Genomic DNA, 25,890 nt, shown 5'->3' with positions numbered 1-25,890 from the left:
CTAACAATGAAAGCGTTTATAATTGTAGTTAATTATAGCATGAATCAGTGAAAGAAACATTAATTTCTTGTGTTTTCAATCACTTCGCCTCTTCTCACTTTATCAGCAAACTCATCAATCTTCCTTAAGCGATGATTGATGCCGGATTTACTGATCGTGCCTCCAGAAACAAACTCACCAAGTTCTTTCAAAGAAACTTCCTGATGCTGTAACCTTAGCGCGGCTATTTCCTGAAGTTTATCAGGCAAAGCCTCCAGACCGACAGTACGCTTTATGAATTTGATGTTCTCCACTTGCCGGAAAGCAGCGCCGATTGTCTTATTTAGGTTAGCAGTTTCACAATTCACCAAACGATTAACAGAATTGCGCATATCCCTTACAATGCGGACGTCCTCAAACTTGAACAGTGCCTGGTGTGCACCGATATTGCTGATTAATTCTGTAATCTTGTCTGCCTCTTTCAAGTAGGTTATATAACCTTTCTTTCTATCTAATGTCCGAGCGTGCAGACCGAAGCGGTTCATAAGTTCGCACAACGCCTCGTTGTGTTCCTCATCAGAAGAATAAATCTCCAGATGATAAGACGAAGTTTCTGGATTGTTGACCGATCCACCTGCTAAAAACGCTCCTCTTAGATAAGCACGTTTACAACATGTATCATTGAGGTATTTACCTGGAATATCGGGGTTTATCGAAAGTGGTCCCTTAAGAATCCCCAGATCTTCCAACACCACTTTCGCCTTTTCGGTCATCCTTACGATATAGACATTGTTTTTCTTTAAACGCATTTTTTTCCTGACCAGCAATTCTACTGGATATGGATACAATTTTTTTGTTAACGTATAAATCCTTCTGGCAATCGCAGCATTTTCTGTCTGGACATCTAGAATGTACTCACGATTTGATAAGGAAAAGGTTCCGTTCATCCTAACGAGTGCAGCTAGTTCAGATTCCATACAGCAAGTATCTGCTTCGACATTGGTCAATTCTTTTTTGATTTCAGATGCAAATGACATGGATGTCCACCCCCTTTTACCACCGAATACCCACTCACAACATAGAATACAATAGGCGGGCGAGTTTATCGGTGTCATGACGTAACATAGACTTACTTCGGTCTATGATATCTTCTTCTATTACTTTTAATCCCATCGACCTGATCCGGTCAATATCATAAATGACAGGCTCTGCGTTTTCTTCTGCGTATGCCTTTCTAACTCCCTGGTCAATCGGTTGGTTATGCACGATCACTGATTGGAGGACACCTTCGCCGATATGGTCATACAGAGCTTGAATATGGTCTGCTGCCGTATATCCTGAGGTTTCCCCTTCCTGTGTCATAACATTACATATATAAGTGACTTTCGCTTTTGTTTCCATAAGGGCTTGACCGATTTCAGGTATGATGATGTTCGGGAGAATACTTGTATATAGACTCCCGGGGGAAATCACGATCAAGTCAGCCGCTTTAATGGCTTCAACCGCTTCCGGCAAGGGCTGGATGGGTGTCGGACTTACAAATACTTTTTTGATTTTTTTATTCTGCTTAGGAATACTGGATTCCCCTGTCACGATCGTCCCATCTTCCATTTCTGCATGGAGACTCATGGAATGGTTAGCAATCGGATAGATATGACCACGCACATTCAAAACGCGGGAAATTTCTTTGATTCCCTTATAAAAATCCCCCGTCATCGAGGCCATAGCAGCAAGCAATAAGTTTCCCATCGAATGTCCGGACAAACCATTACCATTGGCAAAACGATGTTGAAACAATTCCAACAACATCGGTTCTGCATCTGACAATGCGGCCACGACATTCCGTATGTCACCTGGAGCAGGAATCTCCATTTCATTCCGCAAACGGCCTGAGCTTCCACCATCGTCAGCTACCGTAACAATTGCTGATAGATCGATCGGTAAATTCTTGAGGCCACGCAGAAGTACAGGCATACCGGTACCGCCACCTACGACAACGACATTTGGCTTGGTCCCATTATCCATCCGTTACAAACCCTTTCTTTTGTCTATATCTCTATGAGTCACGTGTGTGACATAGTCTGTTGAAAAATATTCTGATAAGTGTTCTGCTAAAGCGACAGATCGGTGCTGCCCGCCCGTACAACCGATTGCTACGACGAGTTGGCTCTTTCCTTCTCGCTTATATTGAGGAAGCATAAATTGAAGGAGATCCTTCAGCTTTTCAAGAAACTTTTGGGTATCTGACCATTTGAATACGTACGAAGAAACTTCCGTATTCAATCCTGTCAACGGGCGCATATGTTCCACATAATGAGGATTAGGCAGGAAACGTACATCGAACATGAGATCCGCATCGATCGGCACTCCATACTTGAAACCGAAAGAAACCATTTGTACAGAAAATACTTGTTGTTCTTTTTGACGGTAATTTTCGATGATACGCTCACGGAGTTCTTTAGGTTTTAGTGTAGTCGTGTCAATAATCGTTTGCGAGCGTCCCTTTAGTTCATCAAGCATTTTGCGCTCCCTGCGGATCCCATCAAGAGGAAGCCCTTCTTTAGCTAATGGGTGAGACCGTCTTGTTTCTTTGTAGCGCGAAACCAATGATTGATCTTCTGCATCCAAAAAGAGAATATGTTCTTGTATCCAATCTTCTTTTCCTAGTCGATCCAAAGAGTCGAACAAGGCATCAAAAAACTCTCTCCCTCGTAAATCCATCACTAATGCGACATTTTGAATATTATTGGTGGAATCTTTCATCAGCTCCAGGAATTTCGGAAGCAAAGCAGGTGGCAGGTTATCGACACAAAAAAAACCGAGATCTTCAAAACTCTGAACAGCCACGGTTTTCCCTGCTCCTGACATCCCAGTAATAATTACTAATTGAGTTTCGTTGGCATCAACTTGCATCTTCAATCGCTCCTCACTACTCAGGTCGTGACGGGTCCAAATCTTGATCGATCAATCGGAAGTCCGTCGTATATACAAATGTCCCATATACTTGCTCGTCACTACTCAGGATGTGCTTGAAAATTTCCCGATCACCCTCCGCCATCGGTTTTTTGAGAACTTCATCTACAGGGACCCACTCTAATTCCCCTTCGTCACTCACTTCCAGCAATTCCCCAGAATAGGCTGTACTGTAAAACGTGAACATCATCCATTCTTGCGCTGTCTGCTCTTCCTCACGCATGATGAATGTGAAGGAACCCTTCAATTCAGGATTCTGGATGGAAAGACCAGTTTCCTCTTTGAATTCGCGGCTGACTGAGTCTTTTATGTTTTCTCCTGGTTCCATTTTCCCACCAGGAGCTACGTACCAGCCTCGTCGTGGTTTTTTCAACATTAATACGTGTTCATTCACTCGTAATATACAATTTGCTACACGTTGCATCTATTCTGTCACCTCAATTTCTTTCTAGAGGGCATCTCCCCTCATTATACAATGAATACACAGAACGCCACAATGATATGATGACTTCTATATATAGAGGCCATCATAAAAGCATAATTACCATTGGAATAAGTCTATCTTAAAGTAATAGGGATGTCAGTGTGGGAATTTCCTGATCAGACTTTGTCGCCCTGATCAAAACGATTAAAAGTCCCCCACGAACAAAAAAGCAAGCCCCTTGTCGCCTCCTTGTGAAGCCGAACGATGCCGCCATCATGTGGGGGGAGGGACTTTTAGCTGGAGATGGTATGTAGAACAACAAGATACCACGACTGTTTTTCATATTCCGACCAAAAAAAAGCACAGGTGACAAGCACCTGTGCCTCATAGAGATTTATATCTATTAAAAGGGGGTCAATTATAATTCCATCTTAACAGGTGAATATTTCACAGGCATTACACCTGGATTAAGAAGCTGTATCTTTTAATTGACGACTTTCAATTCCTCTAAAAGATTCTCAATATAGTGCTGTGAGGATTGCGCTGCGATACTTCCATCACCAGTAGCGGTGACGATTTGGCGCAGTTCTTTTTCACGGATATCTCCAGCTGCGAACACGCCAGGTACTTTCGTTTCCATGTTTTCATCTGTTTCGATATAGCCTTGCTCATTCGTGATACCAAGACTTACAAAGGGTTCGCTCAACGGATTCATGCCGATATAAATGAAAGTTCCATTTGTGTCGAAATCATATTCTTCATCCGTTTTTTTGTTGTGAAGTGTCACACTTCCAACTTTCCCATCTTTCTCGTTGATGGTTTTGACGACAGTATCCCAAATGAAATCGATTTTTTCATTATCAAAAGCACGATCCTGCAAGATTTTCTGAGCACGCAGTTCGTCACGACGATGGACGATTGTCACTTTGCTGGCAAAACGTGTCAGGTAAACCCCTTCTTCAACTGCAGAGTCGCCACCACCAACGACAACTAATTCTTTATTACGGAAGAAAGCCCCATCACATACGGCACAATAAGAGACTCCACGGCCACCAAGTTCTTTCTCGCCTTGAACACCCAGTTCCTTATATTGAGCACCAGTTGTAATGATGACAGCTCTAGCTTTATATTCTTTATTTCCAGCTCTGACTGTCTTATATTCTTTTCCGTCAATGATCTCTTTTATATCTCCATACGCATATTCAGCACCGAATTTTTTCGCATGCTCGAACATTTTATTAGAAAGGTCCGGTCCTAGAATACTCTCAAAACCAGGATAGTTCTCAACATCTTCTGTGTTTGCCATCTGGCCACCAGGCACCCCACGTTCAATCATGAGTGTATCCAAGTTAGCACGAGAAGTGTAAACAGCAGCAGTCATCCCAGCAGGACCAGCACCTGCAATGATCACATCATAAATACGTTCTTCACTCATCCGTTATCAACTCCTTGATATTCCAATAATCTCAGTTGCTTTTTCCTGTACATATCATAGTAAATCATACGAAAACCGTCCATTAATGTGCTTGAAAGAAAAGTGGAAGTGCCTTGTTCAGCCTCGACAAGCATAAGACGAGCGTTGCAGTGAAGTGCACTTCCTTCACGGAAACGATTGTCTTATGACCTCGAGAGGCTAGGCACTGTAACTAGACATTAAGCGAAATGTGGAGAGGGGCTGGGAGCCCTGACACGCATAAGCAAACCATTGTAGTGGAGTTTTTTCTCCACGAAAATGGTTTGCTTATGTCGCGAAGGGCTGGCCCTCGGAACTGGACACCAAAAAAAAGAAAAGTGGAAGTGCCTCGTTCAGCCTCGACAAGCATAAAACAAGCGTTGTAGTGAAGTGTTGTTCCTTCACGGAAACGATTGTCTTATGACCTCACTGAATGTGAGGAATAGCTTGATAAATGGCGCTTTCCAGCTCTTATTCCTCTTTCCAAGGTCCACCTTCTTGGCCCATCTTCGGATACTGCCTGCATCCTTTTTCCCAAAGTTGTAAAGCTTTCGAAGGGTTTCCAGTATGATAAACAGCGATACTGTACCATTTGTAGTAGACTCGGCGGCAAGTGACCTGTTTATTCCGAAGCGAGCGGAATCGATCCACTGCTTCCTTATAAAAGCCACCTCTTGCCAAAGTCTCTGCTACCGCTAGTTTCTGCTGATCATGCATTGGAAATACATTACGGAGTCGTTCAATGTGAACAAGGGCTTGATCCGACATCCTCTTTTCCAATAAAAAAGTGGCTAAATTCACATGACTGTGGATGTTCCAGGGCTCTTCTTCCAGTTGATCCATCTCTAATTGAATAGCTTCTTCTTTGTCACCGTTCATGAATAAAGCAGAAGCATATTTATGTTTGGCCATTTTAAAATCCGGAAAAAGCTCCATCATTTCACGAAGAACATCGAGCGCTTCATCCCATTCTTCTTGTTCCAAATGGTAAAATGCTGTCTCTTGATAGATAAGGAGTTCGTCTTCATCATCAAAGGCCCACTCATCTTCATCATCGTCTTCCTCAAGAGAATCAAGCATTTCCATCAACTGTTTTGCAGCTTCTTCAAACTCACCATCACCAGGTTGCTCCAAATATGTTTCTACATATTTTTTTGCATCATTAAGCAAGCCCAGGTGAGCATAATTGTTCGCCATCAAATAATAGCAATCTACATATTCCTTACCAAAGTTCGCTAATACCTCGGTAAGTACCTGATTTGCGGCATGATAAGAACCAACTTCCGTGTACACTACAGAAAGTTGGCATTGGTATAATGGCTCATCGGGAGAGGCTTCGATCGCTTTCTTCAACCACTTGACAGCAGCACTGAAACGACGCTTTTGAAAAGCCTGAATCCCATGTGTAAAGTAAAAAGTTCCTGAAGGTAAAAATGGGATGATGTTCGTATCCTCTTGTGCTGCCGTTCCATTTAGTGATGTTGTCATGAGTGCCCCCCTATTTCCGTTTCAAATCTCACTAATTATGCAGTATAACATAGATGAGCTTCGAGAAATAGGAGAAAAATGTAATTCATTAAGAATGTCTCTTCTCTAAAACACGAAGAGCGTCATCGAAAGGCACTCCACGATCCGTCAAAATCATAAGCAGATGGAACAATAAATCAGCGGACTCCAGGGCCAATTCTTCAGGGTCATCATTTTTAGCAGCAATGATCACTTCCCCCGCTTCTTCGCCGATTTTTTTGGCAATGCGGTCCACACCTTCCTGGAAAAGTTTAGAAGTGTAGGAGTCCTTTGGTAAAGTCGATTTTCTCTCTGCCAAAACATCCTGAAGCTGGTCAAGAATCTCATACCGATTTTCTTTTTGTTTATTTTCCGTAACGGTAAGCGACTCTGTAAAGCAACTGTAGTCTCCTTTATGACATGCGGGGCCTGAAGGAACCACTTGAACAAGCAACGCATCCTGGTCACAGTCATAATGAATACCCGTCACCTTCTGGGTGTTCCCGGATGTTTCTCCTTTATGCCATAACTCCTGACGGGAACGGCTGTAAAAAACCGTTTCTTCCAGTTGCAATGTCTTTCTTAGGGATTCTTCACTCATATATGCCAAAGTCAGGACAGATTTAGAGCGGGCATCTTGAACAATTGCCGGCACTAAGCCCTGCTCATCAAATTTAATTCCATCTATATTCATCTTACAGGCACTCCTTTTTCCTTCAGATATGCTTTCACATTATCCACTGAGGTTTCTTTATAATGAAAAATCGAAGCTGCAAGGGCAGCATCTGCATCCACTTCGGTAAAAACTTCGTAAAAATGCTCACTTGAGCCAGCGCCACCAGATGCGATGACAGGAACATTGATGACTTCCTGCACGGCTTGTAACAGTGGTAAATCGAAGCCTGTTTTCTCCCCGTCTTGATTCATTGAAGTGAGGAGAATTTCTCCTGCCCCTAAACGTACCGCTTCTTTCGCCCAATCTGTCACTGACCATTTGGTTGGAGTGCGTCCTCCATGGGTGTAGACGCGCCAGTTTTGTATTTCTTCATCATATCTGGCATCAATGGCCACTACGATACATTGACTGCCGAAATAATCGGCTCCTTCAGCAATGAGCGCGGGCGTTTGCACAGCTGAAGAATTGAGGGAGACCTTGTCCGCTCCATGCCGCAGTGTTTCTTTGATATCTTCAAGTGTGCGAATACCTCCACCCACAGTAAAAGGGATAGCCAGCTCAGAAGCTACAGAGCGGACGACATCGATCATCGTTTTCTTTCCTTCATGACTCGCAGAAATATCGAGAAAAACAAGTTCATCCGCACCCTGCTGATCATAGACTTTAGCAAGTTCGACAGGATCTCCGGCATCACGGATGTCCACAAATTGAATCCCTTTGACGACTCGTCCTTCTTTTACATCCAAGCATGGGATGATTCTTTTTGATAGCATCACTCCACCTCCACATCGAGCGCTTCTTTTAATGTGAACTGATTGGTATAAAGTGCTTTTCCGACTATGGAGCCAATGACATGGCGGTTGCTGAACTGCTTCAACTCTACTAAATCATTCAGTCCCTTAATTCCTCCGGAAGCGATGACATCAACGCCAGTCGTTTCAGCTAAGCGGACGATTTCTTTTGTATTGGGTCCTGAAAGCATTCCATCTTTGGCGATATCCGTATAAATGAAAGTTTCCGCTCCGGCGTCTGCCAATTCTGATCCAAGCTCTGCAGCTTTGATATGGGATTGTTCAATCCATCCAGCAGTAGACACATATCCGTCTCGTGCATCTAACCCTATAGCGATTCGATCCCCATATTCAGCCAGCAGTTCTTTCGTTGTTTCAGTATCACTTACAGCAAGCGAACCGATAATCACACGATCCACTCCACGTTCTAAGTAGTAAAGGACATCCGCTTCTGAACGAATGCCTCCACCAATTTGTACTCGGCAGTCAAGCTCTTCAGCAACTCTCAACACATGTTCAGCATTTTGTCTGGATCCTTGCTTCGCCCCATCAAGGTCGACCATATGGATCCACTTCGCCCCCGTGTCCGCAAATTTTTCTGCCACTTCAAAAGGATTGTCTCCATACACTGTTTCCTTATTGAAATCGCCTTGTTCCAGTCGTACACATTTCCCATTTCGCATATCTATGGCTGGATAGATCGTAAAGGTCATCACTGAATACTCCTCACTTTTTACACAATACTTTACAAAAATTTTCTAATAATTGCATGCCAGCTCTTCCACTCTTTTCTGGGTGAAATTGACTGGCGACCAAATTTCCTTTCCCGATAATCGCAGGAACTTCTACATGATAATCCGACGTTGCATATAATATGGAAGGGTCTTTCGTTTGCACGACAAAAGAATGGACAAAGTAGACGTGATCCTCTTTGACTTCTTTAAGTAGAGGCTGTCCAGGCTGGTGTATGTTCAGCTGGTTCCATCCCATATGAGGAACCTTATAGGAACTCCCCTCTTCATCCATCCCGGAAAAACGTGTGATTTCGCCTTTTAATAGACCAAGCCCTTCTGTTTCTCCACCTTCATGACTCAAATCGAATAAAAGCTGCATTCCCAAACAGATGCCATACAAAGGTACACCATTTTCCACCTTTTCTTTGATGAAAGGAATGAATCCATGGGCCTCCAGAGCTTTCATGGCATCAGGAAAAGCGCCGACGCCGGGAAGAATGTAACCATCACAGTTTGCGAGATCGGCTGGACGGTTCCCGAGTACATAATCAACTTCCAACCTTTCTAATGCTTTAGAAACACTGAACAAATTCCCCATTCCGTAATCTATGATTCCTATCATTATAAACTTCCTTTCGTACTCGGCACTCCTTTTACCCGCGGGTCGATGGTGGTCGCTTCATCCAGAGCACGTGCCAGTGCTTTGAACATCGCCTCAATGATATGGTGAGTGTTTTGGCCATGATGAAGTACGATATGTAAGTTCATACGGGCTTCAACAGCCAGTTTCCAGAAAAATTCATGAACATTTTCCGTATCGAAAGTGCCGACGCGGTCTTTCGGTAATTCTGCTCTCCATTCAAGGTGTGGGCGGTCACTCAAGTCAACAGCAACCGTCACAAGGGTTTCGTCCATAGGCAATGTCATGGAGCCGTACCGCTTCATCCCATGTTTATCTCCGGCTGCTTCTCGCAATGCCTGCCCAAGACAAATTCCTATATCTTCTGTCAGGTGATGATCGTCGACTTCCACATCTCCTTGACCTGAAACAGTAAGATTGAACAGGCCATGTTTTGTAAATAGCTCAAGCATATGAGCAAGGAAAGGAACCTGTACATCCAACTCGGCTTTCCCTTCTCCGTCAATGGAAAAATCCAGATGAATGTTCGTTTCTCTTGTCTTTCGTTCAATAATCGCTGATCTTGTTTCTGTCATTTCCAGCGCTCCTTTCTCGATTCTACTGCTCGTGCGTGTGCTTCCAAGCCTTCCAGGCGGGCGAACCGTGCTATTTTATCTGCATTCGTTTGCAATGCTTCACGACTGTAAGAGATGACACTCGATTTTTTCACAAAATCATCAACAGTCAAAGGGCTGGAAAAACGCGCCGTTCCGTTTGTCGGAAGGACATGATTCGGTCCAGCAAAATAATCGCCGACAGGCTCACTGCTGTAGGGTCCTAAGAAGATGGCCCCTGCATGCTTGATTTTCCCTAAGTGTTGGAAAGGGTCAGACGTTATGATTTCTAAATGTTCTGGTGCAATGTCGTTGACCGTCTCAATTGCTTCGTCCCATGTGTCACAAACGATAATCATCCCATAGTCTTCCACACTTTGTCTGGCAATATCTGCCCTCGGAAGGTCCTCTAGCTGGTGATGTACTTCTGTTTGTACTTTCTCAGCCAAATCCTCGCTGGCTGTAACAAGGACACTGGACGAACGGGCATCGTGCTCTGCTTGGGACAGTAGATCTGCAGCAATTTCCGGCGCTAGGGCCGTGTCATCTGCCAGGACAGTGATCTCACTCGGTCCAGCAATCATGTCTATATCCACATCCCCGAAAACTTCGCGTTTTGCAAGAGCGACAAAAACATTCCCTGGTCCTGTGATCTTATCGACAGCAGAAATCGTTTCCGTACCATAGGCAAGTGCAGCAATTGCTTGGGCTCCTCCAACTTTATACACATTTTCCACACCTAAAATATGGGCAGCAAGCAGGACACCGTCTGGTATTTTTCCGTCTTCTCCCGGAGGCGTGACCATTACGATTTTTTCCACTCCAGCCACTTGAGCAGGAATTACATTCATAAACACAGAGGATGGATAAGTGGCCGTCCCCCCAGGCACATAAACTCCAACGGCATCCAGCGGTGTGATTTTTTGGCCTAAAATCGTACCGTCAATGGAAGTATCAAACCATGAATGCGAGATTTGTTTTTCGTGGAAAGTACGGATATTATCTGCAGCTTCCTGCAAAATTTCAACAAACTCTCCGTCCATAGCTTCATAAGCTTTCTCAAATTCTTCTCTCGTTACCTGGAGGGAATCGAGTGCCGTTTTATCAAAACGCTCTGTATATTCTTTCACAGCACGATCGCCGTGCAGTTTGACCTGCTCAATGATACTCTGCACAGATTTCCGTTGTGCTTCCGTTCCTTGATCTACACTACGCTTCAAAGACACAAGGTCCGATTTAGAAATGATTTTCATCGGCGATTCCCCTCCATAACAGCGCTCAAGTTTGTTACCATCTGTTCGATCTCTTTGCTTTTCATGCGGTAACTGACTGGATTGACGATTAAACGAGAAGTGATTTCTGTAATTTTTTCATATTCGACTAATCCATTTTCCTTCAGTGTACGTCCCGTTGAAACGATATCGACAATACGATCAGCCAATCCGATCAATGGCGCCAGCTCAATCGAACCGTTAAGTGGGATGATTTCGATTTGCTCCCCTTGTTCCCTGAAATAGTCTGAAGCTACTCTGGGATATTTGGTAGCGATCTTGGGAGCAATCCGGCTGAGTGGCTGTCCCGGTAAACCTGCGACTGCGACATAACACGGGCTGATTTTCAAATCGAGCACTTCATAAACGTCACGGTCCTGTTCAAGCAGGACATCTTTTCCAGCAATTCCAAGGTCAGCGGCTCCATACTCCACATAAGTGACGACATCCATCGGCTTTGCCATCATGACCCGGATGTTCTGTTCAGGAAACTCTAAAATCAACTTTCTTGATTCTTCTAAATCAGCTCCTAAGTCATAGCCCGCCTGCTTCATGAGTTCAGCAGCCTCTTCGTAAATGCGTCCCTTCGGCATGGCGATCGTCAAAGGTTTACTCATTGCTTGCACCCCCACTTTTCGTGAAATCGATGGTTTCCGCCAACGCTTGCTGAAAAGCTTGGACATCAGGAATTTGATCTACATGCTGAAGCAGAACAGCGTAGCCTTCTTGACGTTTGCTTTTGGATTCTGCAATCCCTTTGGTATAACTATCATCATCCACAATGATTCCGATTCGTCTTTCTTCATCTTCTTGTTCATGCAACGCTTCGACAAGACGCTCCAAATGAATCGCAAACCCAGTCGCTGATGTATTCAACTGGAAGGATGGGAGCAATGTATCGTAACGACCTCCATTGCAAAGAAGCGCGCCGATATGAGGAGCATACCCTTCAAAAAGAACCCCTGTATAATAATCCATGTGGCTGATCAAATTCAAATCAAAATAAACATATTTCTCCACGTCGTATTGCTGCAACAAACGAAAAAGCTGCTTCAATTCATTCACGGCCTGCATGCACGATTGGTTACGAGCAAGAGATCGACTGGAATCAAAGACCTCTGTGCCCCCTTTAAGGGTGAGTAATTGCAGCAAAGTTTCTTGTTTATCCTCACTGACAGCAAGGCTTTTGACGGTTTCGCGGTAACCGACGTAGTTCTTGCGATATAAGTGATTCAACAATGTATCGATTGTACCTTGATCATCCCCGAGCCATTCATTAAAAAAGGCTTTAACGTATCCGATATGACCGACAGTAATGACAAAGTCGTCTAATCCTGTCTGTTTCAATGATTCAACCAGGAGAGCAATGACTTCAGCATCTCCATACGAAGAATGGTCACCGATCAACTCGGTACCTACTTGTTCAAACTGAGCCGGTTTCCCACCTTCCGTCTGCTGAGCCCGGAATACAGGACCGTCATAGGCAAGACGCAATGGAAATTCAGAGTTCTTCAGTTGGGAAGCTGCGACTCGTGCAATCGGTGCCGTCATGTCAGGCCTCAAAACAAGTGTGTGGCCTTGCTGGTCCAACAACTTGAATAATTGCTGATCCATCGTCGCACTCACTTTCCCTACCGTTTCGTGATACTCCATAATAGGGGTATCCATAAATGAGTACCCGTAAGAGAGAATGGCATTTGATAATTTTCTCCGTGCTTTTGATTTTTGTTTATAAAAAAAAGGAAGCGTGTCTCGCATTCCCAATGGTTTTTCGAACATCAACCGTTTAACCAATGATACCCATCCTTTCACAACAAAATCCTTTAGTATGCTAATATGCTAACAAAATAAAGAAGTGGCGTCAATCATCGAATCTCTATCTTTTATTCCCCTCTTTATCATAGCAGAAACCGCGAGCGGGCATTCTAAATCTTTGGTATTTGCGAAACGGGGCAAAAGGAAGCAGCCTGATTTTCCATTAAATAATATAAAAAGGTTGGGACAAAACGATAACTGCCACTGGAAAAGATGGCCAATAGGGTAGAATGATCAAATGGAGCGTAGGCAAGATCCGTAGACTTCTGCGGGAACAGCACGAGGGAAGCCCCCGGAAGAAAGCGGTCTTTCCTTTCCGAGGAGGCTGGGGCAGTGCTCGCGGAAAGCGAAGTATGTTGCCGGAGCGGCGTATGCATTATTTGATTCATAAAGAAAACCCGAACGGATTCATTCAGGTTTTCCAGCGAAAAAATTCTTTTGTCCCAGCTTCTTTCACATATTTACGTTGTCACCTTGCTTTCATTTAATATATCGTCCGCATAAGAAAGAGCGAGCGGCTTTTCTGAAGGAGCTTCTTCTGTAAACAATTGCCTCACAAACAGTTCTGCCACTTTTTGATTCCTGTCCCCTTTGCCTCCCATTTCTAAAGCAACTGTCGCTTCATAAATCTTTGTCATCTTTTCTGCCAGGGTTTTACTATAATAAGTTTGGGCATCTTGAGTCATCGCCAAGACGTCTTGAGCGTAAGACGTAAATTCATGGAGAGCCTTCACAACCAGTGATACCTCTTCACTCAAGATATTCACACGATCAAGTCTTTCCATCATGCTATTTGTAAAAAGATCATGAGCCTGGAATTTGTTCAAAAGGCGCAGCACCTCTAACCCGAGGATGTTTGCTGTTCCCTCCCACACAGTCAGAACTTGTGCATCCCTAAGTAACCTTGGGGTAACGAAGTCTTCGATATAACCGTTTCCTCCATGCAATTCAATGGCTTCATGAGTGAAATTCACCGCTTGTTCGGCTGTTTCTTTTTTCATGATCGCAATTCGCAGCCTGTTCAAGACTTGCTCAGATGAAGTCGCTTGGTCCGGGGACCGTGCCACCTGCTCAAAATGATCGACTAAATCGAAGACCACCCGTGTTTCCACTTCCTGTTTGACCGTCATTTTCACCAGCGTATCTTTCACCATCGGATATTGAATCAGCGCTTTTCCAAAAGCATTCCTTTTTGCTGCATAATCGACCGCTTCATTCAACGAGCGCCTCATGATACCGATCGATGCGACTGCATTACATACCCTGGATAAATTCAATGCTTCCATCATGTAATAAAATCCGCGATCTGCTTCTCCAACGAGGTAAGCCTTCGCACCGTGAAACTCAACTTCTGCTGAAGGAACGGCCCGGACGCCCAGTTTGTCTTTCAAGCGGCGGATCTGGATGCCGTTCAAACTTTCATCTTTATTCCTCCATGGCACTAGAAAAAGACTGAGCCCCTTGGTCCCTTCAGGAGCACCTTCTTTTCTTGCCAGTACCATAGCGACACCGCAAGCCCCCGCATTACTGGCGAAATACTTCTCTCCATACAAGCGATGGTGACCGTTTTCGTACACAGCTTTCACTTCATTAGCTCCTACATCAGAACCACCTTGTCGTTCTGTTAAAAAAGTAGCCCCTTCAAAGAGCTCTACCTCTCCAGTTGATAGAACGTGAGGAAGGAACGCTTCTTTTAGTTCTTCACTCGCATAATGGTCGATCAAGTAAGCTGTCGCCATCGTCAGCGTCACCGGGCAATAGAAACCAGGCTCTGCTTGAGACAGCAGATAACCTTGAGCGAAAGAATACGTATAATCCCCTTTTCGGCCTAATTCTGGAATTTCTTTATGAAGATAGCCGACAATTCCGGCGCCATAGGTCTCTTTTATCGTTTGCTTATACCCCTCATTCAGCCAGACTTCGGAAATGTCATCACCCATTTTGTCATATTTGATCAATCTGGGCTGACCTTCACGATCTGTGTGTGCAGCCCGTTCATCAATGTCACTCGCACACTTCGCTCCGAATTGAGAGAGTTTTGAATCTGCCCATTCAGCGAATGGTGCATTCCATTTATCCTTAAGGAGCTCTTGAAGGTTCTGATCTCTTACGTAAAAGTTCATACTTCTCCTCCTATACTTGACGGGCTTGATTCCGCAAATGATGTTTCAAAAGCTTCCCTGTCGCATTTCGAGGAAGTTCATCCAGTTCCTCGTAAAGCTTGGGAATCTTATAATCTGCCAATTGTGTCTCTAAATAGGAGCGACATTCTTTTTCAATATCTGAAATTTGTCCATTTTGAATGACAAAGGCTTTAACCGTTTCGCCCCAATCTGGATGAGGAACGCCAATTACAGCAGCGTCTTCAATATGAGGGTGTTGTAACAGCGCTGTTTCGATTTCGCGCGGGTAAACATTGACACCGCCCGATATGACCATGTCTTTTTTCCTGTCGATCACCCAAAGATAACCGTCCTCATCCACCAGCCCCATATCGCCAGTCAAAAGCCAGTCACCCATGAACGTGTCCTCTGTCCTTTTCTCATCCTTATAATAGCTTTTCATGATCCCTTCCCCTTTAAGGGCGATTTCACCTGTGCGACCTGACACCACCTCACTGCCTTGCTCATCAATAACGCAGAATTCACAATGGAGGGCGGCACGTTTCCCCACACTTCCTGCCTTCTCATCATGTTCCTCAGGAAGTAGCAAGGTGCCACTTGGCCCTGCTTCCGTCAGGCCATATAAACAGCAAAGACTATCTGTATTAAATTGTTCCCTTACAAACTCTACTTCTGTTTTCGATAGGGGAGCCCCACCGTATGTCCAATATTTCACCCAGCTTAAGTCCGTTTCTGTCACTTTCGGATGTTTAGCTGCCATCAAGTAAGCGACAGGTGCACCGAAAAAGTGTGACACCCTTTCTTTAGCTACAAGGTCGAGCATTAAATCAGGAGTGAATGTAGGAGCAAGGATGTGGGTAGCTCCGACAAATGTTCCTCCTGCTAAAAACAAGTGCAACGGTGCGGAATGACACAGCGGCATGATGTGAAGCATCCGGCTAGATGGTTTCATTTCCAGTTCTACTGCCATCATAGAAGAAACAGTCAAAATGTTTTTGTGCGTGAAAACGACCCCTTTAGGATCACCGGTCGTTCCAGATGTGTACAAAATTGAGGCTTCTTCGTCTTCATGGGCATCATTGACCAGCTCTGTTGCTACTTCTTTTTCCAAAATCTCTGAGAAAGAGTGCCATGGCTGCTTCGGAGCTCCTGTTTTAACGAACGTTCCGTATTTTTCAGCAGCCAGCTGGCTCCCTTGGTCAAACAAAAGATCATGAGTCAAAAATACCGTCGCATCACTATGGTCATAAATATAAGATACTTCATTAGCTACTAGTCTTGCATTAACTGGAACCGCAATCGCACCTAAACGATGGACAGCGAAATAACTGATCACAAATTCTTTCGTATTCGGCATATGGATGATCACCTTTTCACCAGCTTGGACACCTAAGCGACTCAACGCTCTTGCAAACTGATTGACCTTGTCATTCCATTCTCGATAAGTCAGTCGTTCTTCAAGGGTGACGATTCCCTCTTTTTCCGGATACTTTCGGGATTGATAAGCTAACAGTTCAGAAAGATTCATGGCGCATCTCCTCTCCGTTCTTCTAATTCTTCTTCGAATTTCATCAACCATTGTTTCATTTCAGCCTTCAAGTGCTCCAACTCCCGGATACGTACATCTACCTCCCTCATTTTGTCTTTTCCATAGCTCAATGTGCGCTCAAGCTGTCTGACTCCTGAAGGATCCTGATCGAATAGGTGAATCATCTCTTTGATTTCATCCAGATGAAACCCATATATTTTACCGCGAAAAACCAGACCTAGCCGAGTCAGGTCTTTTGACGAAAATGAACGTCGACCAGCAGAGGTACGCTCAGGATGAATCAAACCAAGCTCCTCATAATACCGGATGGTTCGCTGTGTCACCTGAAATTGATCTGCCACTTGTTGGATTGTAAAAGAATGTGTCACCAGATTCCCTCGCATTGAACGAATATTCTAACAATTAAACTATACCATTTACGTTAACGTAAAGTTCAACTATAAAATATTGGAAAATTCCATTCATTCATAATGGTCCATGATCTCGACTATTTCATTAAATAAAAAAAGCCTTTCAGAGAGGTATTCTCTGAAAGGACGGTCACTGATCCCGTGATTGCAGTAAAAATATGAAGGCAAGCAGTGAAGCCGGAATATGTTCACGGATTTCCCATTCCACTAAATATCCCGGCATCTGCTCGAAGCGCTCAGCAGCTTCTCTTGGAATTGCCCCACGTTTGATCACAGCCCATACTCTTCCGTCTTGATCTTTGATGGAGAAGTGACCAATGTATCCGTCACCTTCACAACTCCAGCGACACTGGTCTGCTTCAATATAGCGGGTAATACGTTGGCCTGTAGTCTTATTTTTTGTATCTTTCGTATAAGCTACATAAAAGCCTTCCTGGTTTTGGACATAACCTCTCCAGGAAAACCCGCCTTTTTTTTCGATTTGATATAATGCATGGTTGTTCCTATCTTTCAAAATAAAATCAGCAGAACGGACGTTTTCGAAAAAATTGACAAACTGAATGCCTCTCAGGAGCTTATTTTTAACACCGGCTATTTCTTGAATTTCTCCATAAAGCTCACCATCCATATCAAATAGTCCTGCCTGATAGGACTTCTTCGGCTTATGCCCGACATACATACGCGCAGGTACCTTTTCAATGATCAGGGATACCTCATCTTCCATAAAATCCGTATCCGTCTGCCGAGATTTTTTCAAGTCAAGGTAACCCGTACGCAAAAGACTTAGTCCAGATGTCGTAAAAATAGCGGCATAAAAAAGGGAAATGAGGAGGCTGCTTATTGTTACTGTAATAACCCCGATGATAAAAACAAGGGCGATCACTGATAAAACACTGCCTGCAATCAGCTGCCTTCTTGCATCTTGATAGATTAATGTTTGCACATGGGTCATTTCGATCCCCCTATACTGGTAAATCTTTCATATCCATTATTAATTTTATCATAAGGCGATAAAAAACGAATAGATTACTTGCTTTTTTGTATCAAATCTCTCTATAGGCTGGGATTTGGTTCACGAAAAAAACTCTCCCTCAAAAAGAGGAAGAGTTTCTCACTATTATCATACATATTCGATTGGTTTGACAGCTTCTTCTAATAAGCGTTCAAGTTGATTGATATAATCTTGTTTTTGTTGTTCCGTGTAACTCAATTCCTTAGCCATATAATCGATGACCGGAGCTTTATGCTTTCTAACCCAATTAATATTGAAGAAAAGCGCTGCCGTTCGACGGACGAAGAAATCAACCGGTTTGACTGTCATCTCATGTTCCATCGCATAAACGAGCTGAGCAAAAACGGCTGGATCGATTTGCGCTTGGTTTGCTTCTTGCTGGCGCTTTTGATAGTTGTGGAAGACCACATCGACATTCGAACCATACAGGCGGATCAGCTTTTCAGCCTCCTCTTTACTGAGACCGATGGATTCACCTATTCGGGTACGCTCTTCTTTGAATTTCTTGAACCCTTGCGATCCTCCCACATCACCACCGGAAATCGGCATGCGTTTTGTTTCTGAATCAGAGTAACGAATTCCATATTCCTCCATCAGTTGGTCACGGACAAGATCAGCAGCTGTTTGAGCCATCTTACGGTACCCTGTCAACTTACCACCAGCCATGGAAATCAAACCAGAATCCGAAATGAACATTTCATCTTTACGAGAGATCTCAGAAGGATCTTTGCCTTCTTCATGTACTAATGGACGTAAACCTGCCCAGCTGGATTCGACGTCGTTTTCTGAAACCTCTACTGTAGGGAACATCGTCTTCATCGCATTTAAAATATACTCCCGATCTTCTTCCCTCATCGTCGGATGAGCGATATCCTCTTTTTCCTCATAAGTCGTATCTGTCGTTCCAATATACGTTTTACCATCTCTAGGAATCGCAAAAATCATCCGACCATCCGGACTGTCGAAGTAGATAGCTTGTTTGAGCGGAAACTTCGATTGGTCGAAAACAAGGTGGACACCTTTGGTAAGCTGCAATGTTTTCCCTTTTTTCGAACCATCAATTTCACGTAGTTCATCGACCCATGGACCACCGGCATTAATGATTTTCTTCGCCTTCACATGGTATTGCTCGCCCGTAACGGTATCCTCGATTTTTGCACCTACGATCGATCCATTTTCATCATAGATGAAGTCGACGACTTTAGCATAGTTGGAAGAACAGGCACCATAATCAACCGCCTTCTTCATGACTTCAAGCGTAAGGCGTGCATCATCAGTTTTATACTCGACATAGTATCCTGCGCCTTTAAGACCCTCTTTCTTTATGAGAGGTTCGCGCTCCAGTGCTTCTTCAGCACTCATCATTGAACGGCGTTCGGATTTTTTTACACCAGCAAGATAATCATATACGCGCAACCCTATGTTCGTTGAAAATGGGCCGAAGTTTCCTCCCTCATGGAAAGGAAGCATCATCCACTCTGGTGTCGTCACATGTGGGCCGTTTTCATAAACGATTTCACGTTCCTTGCCGACTTCAGCCACCATTTTGACTTCGAACTGTTTCAAATATCTTAATCCACCGTGCACAAGTTTCGTGGATCGGCTGGAAGTCCCGGCTGCGTAATCCTGCATCTCAACGACAGCTGTTTTCATGCCGCGGCTGGCAGCGTCCAGAGCGATACCAGATCCAGTAATCCCCCCACCGATGACTAGGACGTCCCAATCTTCTTGAGCCATACGGTCAAATTGTTCTTGTCTTTCGTAACTAGAAAATGATTGCATACGATCTCTCCTTCTTCCGTTGTCTTCTTTTTAATGGTCTGATACGGTTATTCCCTAAATGGAGGGTATTTATGTGTAGAATTGCTTATTTAAGCGAAACAATTCTAAAAAAAGAGACCACGAATCTCTTTATACCGCAGCATAAAGGTTCGTGGTCTCTCCATATCTCCGACCGTTGCCATTAACTTATACCCCAATTATATCAAAATGAGGGGGTGTGTCAAAGCATTAATCTTCCTGTTTGAATACTCTTGTAGCTTCCACCGCTTTCTGCCAACCTTTATAAAGCTTCTTACTTTTCTCTTCTTTCATAGATGGATCGAATTCCCGTTCCATTTTCCATTGATTTTCAATTGCCTTACGATCTTCCCAGAACCCGACGGCTAATCCTGCAAGATACGCAGCACCAAGTGCAGTCGTTTCATTCACTTCTGGACGCTCGACTGTAACATCAAGGAGATCACTTTGGAACTGCATCAGCAGATTATTCTTTACTGCTCCGCCATCAACACGAAGTTTTTTCAGTTCAATATCAGAATCCTCGACCATCGCATCGACAACATCCTTTGTTTGGTAAGCCAGAGATTCAAGGGTTGCCCGGACGAAGTGCGCCCGCTTCGTACCGCGAGTCAAACCGAAGACAGCTCCACGAGCTTCGCTGTCCCAATACGGAGTGCCCAGTCCTACAAACGCAGGGACGACGTATACACCTTCCGTCGAAGATACTTCTCCGGCCACCTCTTCACTTTGAGGCGAGGTCTCGATCATATTAAGTCCGTCACGGAGCCACTGTATGGCAGAACCTGATACGAAGATACTACCTTCGAGGGCGTACTCGACTTTACCATCAAGCCCCCATGCGAGGGTCGTCAATAAACCGTTCTCTGATTTCACGGCTTCTTCACCAGTGTTCATAAGCATGAAACCACCAGTTCCATACGTATTTTTGGCCATTCCCTTTTCAAAACAAGCTTGTCCGAAGAGAGCGGCTTGCTGGTCCCCTGCAATTCCTGCAATCGGCACTTTCTTACCGAAAAAGTGATAATCGACAGTATGGGCATAAACTTCAGAGGACTGCTTCACTTCAGGAAGCATGCTCTTCGGTACATCAAGGATTTCAAGAAGCTCACCGTCCCATTTAAGGTCGAAAATATTATACATCAGCGTGCGGGAAGCATTAGAATAATCGGTCACATGGGCTTGTTTTCCTGAGAGCTTGTAGACCAGCCATGTATCGATCGTTCCGAACATCAAATCGCCTTTTTCAGCTTTTTCGCGCGCCCCATCAACATTGTCCAAAATCCATTTCACCTTTGTGCCTGCGAAATATGGATCCAACAATAAACCTGTTTTATCACGGAAGGTATCCTCATATCCCTGTTCCTTCAGTTCATTACAAATGCTTTGCGTTTGGCGTGATTGCCAAACAACAGCTTTATATATAGGCTTACCTGTGTTCTTATCCCAAACGACAGTCGTTTCACGCTGGTTTGTAATTCCGATCCCTGCCACTTGATCCGCTTCGATGTCAGCTCTTCTAAGTACATCCGCAATACATGCAAGCACAGAGGTCCAAATTTCGTTGGCATCATGTTCCACCCAGCCTGGTTTTTGAAAATACTGTTCAAATTCCTTCTGACCTGTCTCTACGATTTCCCCATCGTGGTTGAACAAAATCGCTCTTGAACTTGTCGTACCCTGGTCAATAGATAAAATGTATTTTCCCATTATTCCACTCCTTCTTCAGTTTGATAAACTTTCTTAAGTTCCACTCTCATCGAGGAAAGCATAATTGCTAAAATGATTAAAGTTCCAATCCAGAACCATACATTGGCACTACCCTTGAAAATCGCCTGATAAAACAAACCGCCATAAACTCCACCGATAGCTGGACCAACCACAGGAATCCACGCGTAACCCCAGTCAGATCCTCCTTTACCTGGAATCGGCAGAACAGCGTGTGCTATCCTCGGTCCAAGGTCACGGGCAGGGTTAATCGCATAGCCCGTTGTAGAACCAAGCGACATCCCGATTGCAACAATTAATAAGCCGACAATCAAGGGATTGAGACCATCTGTAAAATCATTCGCCCCTATGAAAAGGATTCCCATAACCAATACGAATGTTCCAATGATTTCACTCACTAAGTTAGAAATCGGGCTACGTATAGCTGGGTCTGTACAAAAGATTGACTTCATTGCCATCTGGTCTTCTGTATCCTTCCAGTGCGGAAGGTAATGAAAGAATACAATCGTCGCACCGATAAATGCTCCGATTGTCTGTGCAAGGATATACATCGGCACTTTCTCCCAGGCAAAGTCACCTACAGTCGCTAATCCGAGGGTCACTGCCGGGTTAATATGAGCACCTGTCACTTGACCGACAGCATAAACCCCCATAGCAACGGCAAGGCCCCAGGCAATAGTGATGAGTACCCAGCTTCCTTCTGCTTTAGTCGCTTTCAAATTGGCTCCGGCGATTACTCCGGCCCCGAAAATGATGAGAATCATCGTTCCAATCAGTTCACCCATAAATTCAGTCATGATGCGATCTCCTCTCTGCATTCCACAATTGACGAACAAAAACCACACATTGATCAGCAGTCTCTAATCATTGTGTGGATCCGTCAGCCTCATTCACGAAAGGTGATTATGTATTCTCGTTGTTAAAGCGCCACAAATCAGATCGTGAAGTAGAGACTGCGGCAGCTCCTGAAGCAAGGGCTTGATCAACCTCTGCATCTGTCCGGATCAATCCTCCGGCAATGACAGGAACTCCTACACGGTCCTTTATCTCTTCTATCATACCCGGTAATATGCCAGGTAAAACTTCAACGAAATCCGGCTTTGTCTTTTGGATGATCTTCACGTTATGTTCAATGGCTTGACTGTCTATTAAAAACAACCGCTGGACTGAAAGGAGATTGTATTTCTTCGCCTGGTGGATCACGTGAGCTCTCGTCGAAATGACTCCATCTGGTTTCACTACCTGCCCAAGATATTCCATCCCGTATTCATCTGCCTTCAAGCCTTGGATCAAATCGACATGAATGAAAATTTTCTTTCCGGCTTTTTGGCCAACTTTTACAAGTTTTCTCAAGAGTCCTAACCGGCTTTCCAAAAGAATGATATAATCTGTCTCACTATCCAACAATGCCTCAAACTCTTTTATCTTCTTCACGGCGGGCAAAATTGACTGGCTCAACGTCACAGGCTTCCACCCTTTCCCAGATGCATTCTCCGCTCTTCCATCTGTTCTTTCGTATAAATCACCTGCATTGGATTGCCACCGACAAAAGCCCCCGGCGGGACATTCTTATGCACGAGTGTCCCCGCCGATACTACAGCTTTTTCTCCGATAGTCACTCCAGGTAAAATCGTCGAATTGGCACCGATCAATACCTCATCCCCAATGATGACATCGCCAAGGCGGAATTCCTCAATCAAATATTCATGGGCGAGAATCGTTGTATTATATCCGATCACAGTATTGCGTCCGACTTTGATTTTCTCCGGAAACATGATGTCGACCATGACCATGAGTGCAAAGGCGGTCTGATCCCCGACTTTCATGTGGAGAAAGGTACGGTATAACCAGTTTTTCATGGCTAGGAATGGTGTATAGCGAGCCAGTTGGATGATGACGAAGTTTTTGACCACTTTGAAAAACGGCACCGTCTTATAAATGTGCCATAAGGAATTAGCTCCCTTTACCGGATAGCGCTCCGTTTTTCTCATAAGGTCATCCCCCTGTAATTTCTACTAGCTCACTCATATGTGTCAGCATATAATCAGGTTTAAGATTATCCAACACTTCTCTGCCTTTGATCGTCCAAGCGACACCGGCAGTTTTCGTTCCTGCATTTTGACCTGCTTCAATATCGTGAGTATTGTCTCCGACCATCAATGCTTCCGATGCTTGGGAATCAAGATGACTCAACGCCTTGACGATAGGTTCCGGATGTGGCTTTGCATTCTTTACATCATCAAGTGTAATCACTGTTTCAAACAGCCCGTCCAGCCCTGTCAGTTCCAAGCCCATCTGCACCGTGTTACGCATTTTCGTTGTCACGATCCCAAGTCGGTAGCCTTGCTTTTTCAAAGTTTTGATCGTTTCAACGACACCGTCATATGCTTTAACATAACTGTTATGGTTCTCGATGTTATGTTTACGGTAAGTTACAATCATCTCTTCCACTTTCGCCGGATTCACTTTACTCAAGCTATCCCTCAGAGGAGGACCGATAAAATCGAGTATTTCCTTCCGCTCATATGGTCTGTCGGCATATTGCTCAATCGTATGTGTGAAGGAAGCGATGATCAATTCATTGGTATCAATCAACGTCCCGTCTAAATCAAAGAGAATGGTACGTATGCTCATTAGATGTATCCTTTCTTTTCTGTTGTAGTCTATTCCAAATGAAACCGACGGCTGCTGTCAATGCGACTGCCGTCAATAATCGGATGAGAAGAAGCGGCCAAACCGGAATACCGAGCGGGATGAAAATAAGTGTATCCTCAACGACAGCATGACAAGAAACGAGAAAAAGCAATGCTAAGTACATGTCCTTTTTCGAAACTCCATCTTCTTCTACCGCTTGAATCATCAAACCAGCCCCGTAAGCAAGGCCGATGGTCAGTCCGGCCACTAATGTCATCGAAGTGTTACGCTCCATACCGAGAAATTTCGTCGCCGGCGCAACCCACTCAGAAAAACGGTCCAACCATCCTTTTTCCCGCAAATACTGCATGAAAATCATCAAAGGGATGACAATCAAGGCAAGCTGGATTATCCCCATGAAAGCCGTCTGCAAACCTTGGAAGATGATCTCAGTCCATCCTTCAGGAGCTGCCGTTTTCTCTGGAGTGAACCCATACTTAGCGGTTTCTCCTCCACCTTTCCAAAAGAAATTGATGGCTGCCGCCGATATGAAAGCAAGGCTTAAACGAACCCCTGCAACAAACCACCAGCTGACCCCGACTTTTTTGGCCACCGTCGACTCGATCAGCAAGTTGTGGGAAAAAGACATCATAATCGCTAAAATGAAAACTTCCTTTACAGTAAACTCAAAGGATATTATAGCCGCGATACCTGCATAAAGGTTCAAAAAATTACCGAGAACAAGAGGAACAGCTGCTTCTCCAGATAGACCGAGCCACCCCATCATCGGTTCCAGCCGTTCCATCACCCAGGGCAAAATCGGCGTGAATTGTAAGATGGTTACGATCAATGTCACTGGAAAAATGACTTTCCCAAGCGTCCAAGTGAGATCGACCCCTTTTTTGATTCCTCTTTGTAATATGCCCTTCATGATACATGCTCCCTTATTTTACTTTCTTTCCGCTATAATATTTATTCGCCATCCCATTCTTGCGGCGATACACCATCAATACAACGGCACCGGCAACAAGAAGAATAGAAATGAACTGGGCCGTTCTGATTTCACCGAACAAATACAAACTGTCTGTACGCATTCCTTCTATGAAGAACCGTCCAACAGAATACCAGATGACATAGCTCAAGAACACTTCCCCTCGACGAGGGTTGAACTTGTGGCGAAGGACAAGCAATAAGATGAACCCAACAATATTCCATAACGATTCATATAAGAATGTCGGATGGTAGACAGTACCATCTATGCACATTTGCTGATTGATGAATTCAGGTAAATACTGCATGAAGTTATTATAAAACGACTCTGAAACAGGCCCCCCATGAGCTTCCTGGTTCATGAAGTTTCCCCAGCGGCCAATAGCTTGCCCCAAGATAAGACTAGGAGCAGCGATATCCGCCATTTGCCAGAATGACAATCCTTTTACTCTTGTATATATCAAAGCTGTCAAAACAGACCCGATCAATGCTCCGTGGATGGCAATGCCACCTTCCCACACAGCAAACACTTTCCACCATGGCCCTCCGGCGTACCGGTCCCATTCAAAAATCACATAATACAAACGGGCACAGATGATGGCTGCCGGAATAGCATAGACGACAATGTCTACCATATAGTCTTTCTTTAATCCCAAGCGCTCTGTTTCTCTAGTCGCAATCCACAGACCTAAGAAGGCCCCTGTCGCGATGATAAGCCCGTACCAATAAATCGAGAGTGGACCAAGTTGGAGGAAGACCGGATTTAACGGTTCAGGTGTACAAGTCATA

At 44.3% G+C, this 25,890-nt stretch carries 26 protein-coding genes; all 26 read right to left on the bottom strand.

The annotated features are described in order from the left end of the window. Positions 1 to 59: 59 nt before the first annotated feature. On the bottom strand, positions 60 to 1,016 hold the full coding sequence (whiA, locus tag HLI_RS16595) for a DNA-binding protein WhiA (protein ID WP_128526030.1): 957 nt from the start codon (positions 1,014 to 1,016) through the stop codon (positions 60 to 62). Between the two features lie 34 nt (positions 1,017 to 1,050). Beyond that, positions 1,051 to 2,004, bottom strand: a complete 954-nt coding sequence (locus tag HLI_RS16590) for a gluconeogenesis factor YvcK family protein (RefSeq protein WP_128526029.1) — start codon at positions 2,002 to 2,004, stop codon at positions 1,051 to 1,053. Between the two features lie 3 nt (positions 2,005 to 2,007). Beyond that, complete coding sequence (gene rapZ, locus HLI_RS16585) at positions 2,008 to 2,892, bottom strand: RNase adapter RapZ (RefSeq protein WP_128526028.1); 885 nt, start codon at positions 2,890 to 2,892, stop codon at positions 2,008 to 2,010. Between the two features lie 16 nt (positions 2,893 to 2,908). Beyond that, complete coding sequence (locus HLI_RS16580) at positions 2,909 to 3,376, bottom strand: 8-oxo-dGTP diphosphatase (protein ID WP_128526027.1); 468 nt, start codon at positions 3,374 to 3,376, stop codon at positions 2,909 to 2,911. 484 nt (positions 3,377 to 3,860) lie between these two features. Then, positions 3,861 to 4,811 (bottom strand): thioredoxin-disulfide reductase, encoded by a 951-nt coding sequence (gene trxB / locus HLI_RS16575; RefSeq protein WP_128526026.1) that lies wholly within the window; start codon positions 4,809 to 4,811, stop codon positions 3,861 to 3,863. A 489-nt stretch (positions 4,812 to 5,300) separates the two neighbouring features. Beyond that, positions 5,301 to 6,317, bottom strand: coding sequence for a tetratricopeptide repeat protein (locus HLI_RS16570; protein ID WP_128526025.1), 1,017 nt, complete (start codon positions 6,315 to 6,317; stop codon positions 5,301 to 5,303). Positions 6,318 to 6,405: 88 nt separating this feature from the next. Next, positions 6,406 to 7,029: a bifunctional phosphoribosyl-AMP cyclohydrolase/phosphoribosyl-ATP diphosphatase HisIE gene (gene hisIE / locus HLI_RS16565; protein WP_128526024.1), complete on the bottom strand. Its 624-nt coding sequence runs from the start codon at positions 7,027 to 7,029 to the stop codon at positions 6,406 to 6,408. Next, complete coding sequence (gene hisF / locus HLI_RS16560) at positions 7,026 to 7,784, bottom strand: imidazole glycerol phosphate synthase subunit HisF (protein ID WP_128526023.1); 759 nt, start codon at positions 7,782 to 7,784, stop codon at positions 7,026 to 7,028. The genes hisIE and hisF overlap by 4 nt, the downstream gene beginning before the upstream one ends. Beyond that, positions 7,784 to 8,515: a 1-(5-phosphoribosyl)-5-[(5-phosphoribosylamino)methylideneamino]imidazole-4-carboxamide isomerase gene (hisA, locus tag HLI_RS16555; protein WP_128526022.1), complete on the bottom strand. Its 732-nt coding sequence runs from the start codon at positions 8,513 to 8,515 to the stop codon at positions 7,784 to 7,786. Before hisA ends, hisF begins: the two co-directional genes overlap by 1 nt. A 13-nt stretch (positions 8,516 to 8,528) precedes the next feature. Beyond that, a complete protein-coding gene (gene hisH / locus HLI_RS16550; RefSeq protein WP_128526021.1) occupies positions 8,529 to 9,158 on the bottom strand; it encodes an imidazole glycerol phosphate synthase subunit HisH in 630 nt (209 codons plus the stop codon). After that, positions 9,158 to 9,751, bottom strand: a complete 594-nt coding sequence (hisB, locus tag HLI_RS16545; RefSeq protein WP_128526020.1) for an imidazoleglycerol-phosphate dehydratase HisB — start codon at positions 9,749 to 9,751, stop codon at positions 9,158 to 9,160. The genes hisH and hisB overlap by 1 nt, the downstream gene beginning before the upstream one ends. After that, a complete protein-coding gene (hisD, locus tag HLI_RS16540; RefSeq protein ID WP_128526019.1) occupies positions 9,748 to 11,022 on the bottom strand; it encodes a histidinol dehydrogenase in 1,275 nt (424 codons plus the stop codon). Before hisD ends, hisB begins: the two co-directional genes overlap by 4 nt. Next, positions 11,019 to 11,657 carry an ATP phosphoribosyltransferase gene (gene hisG / locus HLI_RS16535; protein WP_128526018.1) on the bottom strand — a complete coding sequence of 213 codons (639 nt, stop codon included), beginning with the start codon at positions 11,655 to 11,657 and terminating at the stop codon, positions 11,019 to 11,021. Before hisG ends, hisD begins: the two co-directional genes overlap by 4 nt. Beyond that, a complete protein-coding gene (locus HLI_RS16530; RefSeq protein ID WP_128526017.1) occupies positions 11,650 to 12,834 on the bottom strand; it encodes an ATP phosphoribosyltransferase regulatory subunit in 1,185 nt (394 codons plus the stop codon). Before HLI_RS16530 ends, hisG begins: the two co-directional genes overlap by 8 nt. A 482-nt stretch (positions 12,835 to 13,316) precedes the next feature. Then, the gene (locus HLI_RS16525; protein ID WP_128526016.1) at positions 13,317 to 14,978 is read right to left on the bottom strand and encodes an acyl-CoA dehydrogenase family protein; all 1,662 of its coding nucleotides are present in this window, start codon (positions 14,976 to 14,978) and stop codon (positions 13,317 to 13,319) included. 10 nt (positions 14,979 to 14,988) lie between these two features. After that, on the bottom strand, positions 14,989 to 16,506 hold the full coding sequence (locus tag HLI_RS16520; protein ID WP_128526015.1) for a class I adenylate-forming enzyme family protein: 1,518 nt from the start codon (positions 16,504 to 16,506) through the stop codon (positions 14,989 to 14,991). Continuing rightward, on the bottom strand, positions 16,503 to 16,895 hold the full coding sequence (locus tag HLI_RS16515) for a MerR family transcriptional regulator (RefSeq protein WP_241655874.1): 393 nt from the start codon (positions 16,893 to 16,895) through the stop codon (positions 16,503 to 16,505). Before HLI_RS16515 ends, HLI_RS16520 begins: the two co-directional genes overlap by 4 nt. A gap of 172 nt (positions 16,896 to 17,067) precedes the next feature. After that, entirely contained in the window at positions 17,068 to 17,889 is an 822-nt protein-coding gene (locus HLI_RS16510; RefSeq protein ID WP_128526013.1) for a hypothetical protein, read from the bottom strand. A gap of 168 nt (positions 17,890 to 18,057) precedes the next feature. After that, complete coding sequence (locus HLI_RS16505) at positions 18,058 to 19,731, bottom strand: glycerol-3-phosphate dehydrogenase/oxidase (RefSeq protein ID WP_128526012.1); 1,674 nt, start codon at positions 19,729 to 19,731, stop codon at positions 18,058 to 18,060. 228 nt (positions 19,732 to 19,959) lie between these two features. Continuing rightward, positions 19,960 to 21,459 carry a glycerol kinase GlpK gene (glpK, locus tag HLI_RS16500; RefSeq protein ID WP_206659621.1) on the bottom strand — a complete coding sequence of 500 codons (1,500 nt, stop codon included), beginning with the start codon at positions 21,457 to 21,459 and terminating at the stop codon, positions 19,960 to 19,962. Then, positions 21,459 to 22,274, bottom strand: coding sequence for an MIP/aquaporin family protein (locus HLI_RS16495; protein ID WP_128526010.1), 816 nt, complete (start codon positions 22,272 to 22,274; stop codon positions 21,459 to 21,461). The genes glpK and HLI_RS16495 overlap by 1 nt, the downstream gene beginning before the upstream one ends. A 106-nt stretch (positions 22,275 to 22,380) precedes the next feature. Then, positions 22,381 to 22,941, bottom strand: coding sequence for a glycerol-3-phosphate responsive antiterminator (locus HLI_RS16490; protein WP_128526009.1), 561 nt, complete (start codon positions 22,939 to 22,941; stop codon positions 22,381 to 22,383). Continuing rightward, complete coding sequence (locus HLI_RS16485) at positions 22,938 to 23,468, bottom strand: acyltransferase (RefSeq protein WP_128526008.1); 531 nt, start codon at positions 23,466 to 23,468, stop codon at positions 22,938 to 22,940. Before HLI_RS16485 ends, HLI_RS16490 begins: the two co-directional genes overlap by 4 nt. Before the next feature lie 4 nt (positions 23,469 to 23,472). Next, positions 23,473 to 24,111, bottom strand: coding sequence for a pyrophosphatase PpaX (ppaX, locus tag HLI_RS16480; RefSeq protein WP_128526007.1), 639 nt, complete (start codon positions 24,109 to 24,111; stop codon positions 23,473 to 23,475). Next, entirely contained in the window at positions 24,086 to 25,042 is a 957-nt protein-coding gene (locus tag HLI_RS16475; protein WP_128526006.1) for a nucleoside recognition domain-containing protein, read from the bottom strand. The genes ppaX and HLI_RS16475 overlap by 26 nt, the downstream gene beginning before the upstream one ends. Before the next feature lie 13 nt (positions 25,043 to 25,055). Further along, positions 25,056 to 25,889: a prolipoprotein diacylglyceryl transferase gene (lgt, locus tag HLI_RS16470; protein ID WP_128526005.1), complete on the bottom strand. Its 834-nt coding sequence runs from the start codon at positions 25,887 to 25,889 to the stop codon at positions 25,056 to 25,058. Between the last annotated feature and the right edge of the window lies 1 nt (position 25,890).

The sequence above is a fragment of the Halobacillus litoralis genome, assembly GCF_004101865.1.
GTDB classification, from domain to species: Bacteria; Bacillota; Bacilli; order Bacillales; family Halobacillaceae; genus Halobacillus; species Halobacillus litoralis_A.
Note: the sequence above shows the minus strand (reverse complement) of the source record. Positions and strands in the feature narration are given on the sequence as shown.